At 45.6% G+C, this 5,239-nt stretch carries 5 protein-coding genes; all 5 read left to right on the top strand.

The window, feature by feature from the left end; genetic code table 11:
* Positions 1-411 precede the first annotated feature (411 nt).
* The 5 genes from tig to BGL89_RS14255 all read left to right on the top strand — a co-directional run bounded on the left by tig (position 412) and on the right by BGL89_RS14255 (position 5,155).
* Positions 412-1,803 carry a trigger factor gene (gene tig, locus BGL89_RS14275; RefSeq protein ID WP_286826261.1) on the top strand — a complete coding sequence of 464 codons (1,392 nt, stop codon included), beginning with the start codon at positions 412-414 and terminating at the stop codon, positions 1,801-1,803.
* A 242-nt stretch (positions 1,804-2,045) separates the two neighbouring features.
* Entirely contained in the window at positions 2,046-2,747 is a 702-nt protein-coding gene (clpP, locus tag BGL89_RS14270) for an ATP-dependent Clp endopeptidase proteolytic subunit ClpP (protein WP_002736918.1), read from the top strand.
* Positions 2,748-2,754: 7 nt separating this feature from the next.
* Positions 2,755-4,089, top strand: coding sequence for an ATP-dependent protease ATP-binding subunit ClpX (clpX, locus tag BGL89_RS14265; protein ID WP_286826260.1), 1,335 nt, complete (start codon positions 2,755-2,757; stop codon positions 4,087-4,089).
* 21 nt (positions 4,090-4,110) lie between these two features.
* Entirely contained in the window at positions 4,111-4,320 is a 210-nt protein-coding gene (locus BGL89_RS14260; RefSeq protein ID WP_286826259.1) for a hypothetical protein, read from the top strand.
* Complete coding sequence (locus tag BGL89_RS14255; protein WP_286826258.1) at positions 4,298-5,155, top strand: alpha/beta fold hydrolase; 858 nt, start codon at positions 4,298-4,300, stop codon at positions 5,153-5,155. Before BGL89_RS14260 ends, BGL89_RS14255 begins: the two co-directional genes overlap by 23 nt.
* Positions 5,156-5,239 lie beyond the last annotated feature (84 nt).

Genomic DNA, 5,239 nt, shown 5'->3' with positions numbered 1-5,239 from the left:
AATGAACATCTTGCGTGCCGACCTACTACGCAAACTATTCTAGCACGCTAAGAATTGAGTTGTCAATCGTGCTTCGCTATTTCTATGCTGGTCGGCTTTTCATCTCCGAGGTAAAACCGAGAGCCTTCAAGCCGACATTTCAGGTAAAAAATCTTTTTTGTCCACCGAGTTATTCTAAAACTTGGATTGATCGGCTTTTGATCAGCAAAATTTTCTGATTGGGCTTAACTGCCCCAAGGACGGGATAAGTTAAATATACCCCATTGACCGCTAAAATAAAAAGGTTGTGAGAGCTTGGGGAGCAACTACAGCTATTCCCCTAGAATATCATGAGCGGGACGTATTCACCGCAGGCGCAAACGCCGCTCACCCCATTATAAACGTTCCTTGTCGTAAGAGCTAGAAAAATCAATGAAAGTTATTCAGGAAAAGCTTCCTGCCAGTCAGATAGGTTTAGAAATTGAAATTCCCGCCGAAACCACGAAAAACACCCACGAGAAAGTGGTAAAGAATTTAGCGAAGTCGGCCAATATACCCGGTTTTCGCCCAGGTAAGGTTCCCCGTCAGATTCTTCTGCAAAGATTGGGAACTAAAGCGGTAAAAGCGGCAGTAATTGAGGAATTAATTGAAAATTGCCTCGAATCTGCCCTAAAACAGGAGGGGATCGAGTCCCTGGGCAATCCGCAGCTATTGTCTAAGTTTGAGGATTTGATCGCTGCCTATGAACCGGGTAAAGTTTTGACTTTTTTAGCTTCCGTGGATGTGGCTCCGACAATTGTTCTCGGAGATTACGAAAATCTGAGCGTTACTGCCGAAGAAACCGTTTATGATCCCGAATCCGTGGAAAATTGGTTTAAAGAGCGTCAAGAACAATTAGCGACATTGGTTCCCGTGGAAGATCGCGGGGCGCAGCTGGGAGATGTGGCGATCGTTGATTATCGAGGAAAATCCGCCGAAACCGGCGAAGCTATCCCGGATATTGACGGCGAAGATCTGCGGGTGGATATGGAAGCAGGACGCTTTATCGAGGGGATGGTGGAAGGAATTATCGGCATGAAACCGGAAGAAGTCAAAGAGATGACTTTAACTTTCCCAGAAGATTATCCCAAAGAAGATGTGGCAGGAAAAGCGGTAATTTTTACAATTACGATGAAAGAGTTAAAAGCAAAGGAATTACCGGAGCTTGACGACGATTTTGCCCAAGAAGTCAGCGAGCAGGAGACAATCGCCGAATTAAGAGCAAGTTTAGAGAAACGCTTCCAAGAACAAGCGGAAAAGGAAACCAAAGACAGCATTTATGAAGCTTTAACCAAGGAATTTGTCAAAGGTGCGACCTTAGATTTACCGGAGACGCTGATCGAAAAAGAAGTGACGCAAATTTTGACCCAAAGCTTCATGGAATTTCAACAAATGGGTCTAGATGTCAACCAGTTGTTTACAAAAGATAATATTCCCAAACTGCGGGAAAACGCCCGTCCCGATGCGATCGAAAGTCTGAAACAGACTCTCGTGGTGCAGGAATTGGCTCAAGTCGCGGGCATTGAAGTCAGTCCCGAAGCGGTAGCCGAAAAAATCGCTAAAATCATGGCGCAATTGTCCGATCGCGACATAGATATACAGCGTCTAGAGGCGGTAATTACCGAAGAAATGCTGGCGGAAAACACCCTAGAATGGCTGAAAGAAAAAGCTACTATCACCCTTGTCCCCAAAGGTTCCCTAGAGGAAGAAACAAGGGAGGATGAGGAAACAGAAGAAGCCTTGGCAGCCGCCGAGGTGGAAGTGTTGGCAGCAGAGGAAGAATAACCCTTGGCTATCTTGAAGTCGTCAGCCTTTTAGCCGTCAGCCGTCAGCCATCAGCTTTTTTCTCCCGATATCCCTGTTCACTGATAACTGATAACTGATAACTGATAACTGATTGCTGCCAACAAAGGAAAACTTAGGGCATAATGGATGGACAGACGTGCTAAAGATGCTTAACATTTGCCAGTAAAAGCTCCACAGCCAAGCAAAACCCCTAAGATTGTGATAGCGGAACCGAAAAAATTATGCTCGAATCGAGATCACCTGACTACCCAATTACCAGTAATTGTCGCCCGGCTATCTACGCTAACACCGGGAGAAACTCCCTAGCTAACGTTTTACCCGTGGTAATCGAACAGTCTGGCATGGGTGAACGGGCTTTTGATATCTATTCTCGACTCTTGCGCGAGAGAATTGTCTTTTTGGGAACTCCCGTCGATGATCAGGTCGCTGATTCGATCGTTGCCCAACTTCTCTACTTGGAAGCAGAAGATCCCGAAAAAGATATCCAACTCTATATCAACTCCCCCGGCGGTTCCGTTTATGCCGGACTAGCTATCTACGACACCATGCAACAAATTCGCCCCGACGTGGCGACAATTTGTTTCGGTTTAGCCGCTAGTATGGGAGCATTCCTGCTTTGTGGTGGCGCGGCAGGTAAACGGATGTCCCTACCCAGTAGCCGGATCATGATTCACCAACCCCTCGGTGGTGCCCAAGGTCAAGCTAGTGATATCGCCATCCAAGCCAAAGAGATCCTCTATATTAAACAGAGACTCAACACCATGCTGGCTCACCACACCGGTCAACCCTACGATCGCATCGCCAACGACACCGAACGGGACTTTTTCATGTCCGCTGTCGAAGCCAAAGAATATGGGTTAATCGATCTGGTGATTTCCCGTCCCGAACTTCCCGATCCTACCGTTCCCGTTACTTCCCTGTAAATAAACTATGTCTAAATACGACTCCCACCTCAAGTGTTCATTTTGCGGCAAATCCCAGGAACAAGTGCGAAAATTAATCGCCGGGCCGGGGGTCTATATTTGTGACGAGTGTGTGGAACTGTGTAACGAAATTCTCGATGAGGAATTGATGGAACCCCCTAGTCCGATCGCCCCAGTGGAGGAACGTCCCAACAAACGGCGATCGGGCCAAAATAAAACCACTTGGGAACAAATTCCCAAACCAAGAGAGATTAAAAAATACCTCGATGACTACGTTATCGGTCAAAATGAGGCGAAAAAAGTGCTTTCTGTGGCCGTTTATAACCATTACAAACGCCTCAAAGATATCCAAACCCAAAAGGCCAGTGACGGCAATCCGGAAGATGGGATCGAACTGCAAAAATCTAATATTCTGTTAATCGGGCCGACAGGATCGGGAAAAACCCTTCTAGCTCAAACTCTGGCTAAAATCCTCGATGTACCTTTTGCTGTCGCCGATGCCACCACTTTAACCGAGGCCGGTTATGTGGGGGAAGATGTGGAAAATATTCTCTTGCGTCTGTTACAAGTGGCAGATTTGGACGTGGAAGAAGCGCAGCGGGGCATTATCTACATCGATGAAATCGATAAAATTGCCCGTAAGAGCGAAAATACCTCGATTACCCGGGATGTGTCCGGAGAAGGGGTGCAGCAAGCTTTACTGAAAATGTTAGAAGGAACGATCGCTAATGTTCCCCCCCAAGGCGGCCGCAAACACCCCTATCAGGATTGTATTCAGATTGACACCAGCAATATCCTGTTTATCTGCGGTGGGGCGTTTGTCGGTTTAGATAAGGTGATCGATCAGCGTCTCGGTAAAAAATCCATGGGCTTTATTCAACCGGGAGATGGCCAAGCTAGTAAGGATAAGGTAGCGGCAGGGTTATTAAAACAAATGACTCCCGATGATTTAGTCAAATTTGGCATGATTCCAGAGTTTGTCGGTCGGATTCCCGTCCTAGCGGCCCTGTCACCCCTGGATGAGGAAGCTTTAATCGCTATCCTGACTCAACCCCGCAACGCTTTGGTGAAACAGTATCAAAAACTGTTGAAGATGGACAATGTACAGTTAGAGTTTAAATCTGATGCCGTCCTAGCGATCGCCCAAGAGGCCTATCGTCGTAAAACCGGGGCCCGGGCCCTACGGGGTATTGTGGAAGAATTAATGCTCGATGTCATGTACGAATTGCCCTCGCGCAAGGACGTGAAACGATGTTTAATCACCCGCGAAATGGTGGAAAAACGTTCCACGGCAGAGCTATTGGTTCATCCTTCCTCTTTACCCAGTCAAGAATCCGCTTAAGGGGAAAAATCGAGGTTAACTATGCTCAATACCGTTCCCGCGATTGTCAAAGAAGGCCGGATCGAACTCCTCGAATCCGTGCCGATTCCAGAGGGTACTAGGGTTTTAGTCACCCTCATCCCAGAGGAGACAAACTCGGACTTCTGGCAAAAAGTCAGCGAAACTGCTCTCGCTAAGATTTGGGATAATCTGGAAGACGACATCTATCATGAAAACCGAAATAATCGATAAAAAAGTCACTGTCCGCGGTGTTCCCCACTATTACGAGTGGATTCGGGGGTCGGAATCTGTCCAGAAAAAGCCGGTGATGGTGTTTATTCATGGTTGGGGAGGTTCGGGACGCTATTGGCGCTCGACTGCTGCGGCAATTTGCGATCGCTTTGATTGTTTATTGTACGATATGCGGGGTTTTGGTCGGTCTAAATTGCCGGAAAAATCTCTTGATCTTTCCTACGATTTAGAAGAATATGCCCTTGATTTAGCATTGTTTTTAGATAGTTTAGAAATTGAAAAAATCTATCTCAATAGTCACTCTATGGGGGCATCGGTGGCGACTTTTTTTATTACTATGTACCCCGAAAGAGTGGTCAAAGCAATTTTAACCTGTAATGGTATTTTTGAGTATAATAAAGCGGCTTTTGCCGCCTTCCATAAATTCGGTAAGTATGTGGTACAGTTTCGTTATGATTGGTTTTTAAAAGTACCTTTTGCCGATCGATTATTTATGGCGAGATTTTTGCATCGATCGATCCCAAAATCAGAAAGAATTGCTTTTTTAGAAGATTTTTTAGCGGCAGATTACGAGGCCGCCCTAGGCACAATTTATACATCTGTGAGTAAAAAGGCAGTGGAAATTATGCCGGGTAAATTTGCTGAGATTAAGATACCAACTCTTTTAGTATCAGGGGAAAAAGACATTATTATCCCCGCAAAAATGGGCAAAATAGCGGCGGATTTGAATAATAATATCCAGTATGTGGAGATGGCTAATACTGCTCACTTTCCCATGTTAGAAGATGCCCCTACTTATCTAAAAAAATTGCAAGATTTTTTAGAAATTAATTAGGGTCTGCTGAATAAATCTAAAAACCTTGTTGGGTAAGACTTTTAGACTTTTTGTCAATCAAAAAGTACCAGGCATGGGAGTGAT

The sequence above is a fragment of the Microcystis sp. LSC13-02 genome, assembly GCA_002282935.1.
Classification (GTDB): Bacteria; Cyanobacteriota; Cyanobacteriia; order Cyanobacteriales; family Microcystaceae; genus Microcystis.
This window is presented reverse-complemented; position numbering and strand designations above follow the sequence as displayed.

Coding starts and splice junctions, on each gene's coding strand:
- tig (WP_286826261.1), top strand. CDS start 412: ATGAAAGTTATTCAGGAAAAGCTTCCTGCCAGTCAGATAGGTTTAGAA.
- clpP (WP_002736918.1), top strand. CDS start 2,046: ATGCTCGAATCGAGATCACCTGACTACCCAATTACCAGTAATTGTCGC.
- clpX (WP_286826260.1), top strand. CDS start 2,755: ATGTCTAAATACGACTCCCACCTCAAGTGTTCATTTTGCGGCAAATCC.
- BGL89_RS14260 (WP_286826259.1), top strand. CDS start 4,111: ATGCTCAATACCGTTCCCGCGATTGTCAAAGAAGGCCGGATCGAACTC.
- BGL89_RS14255 (WP_286826258.1), top strand. CDS start 4,298: ATGAAAACCGAAATAATCGATAAAAAAGTCACTGTCCGCGGTGTTCCC.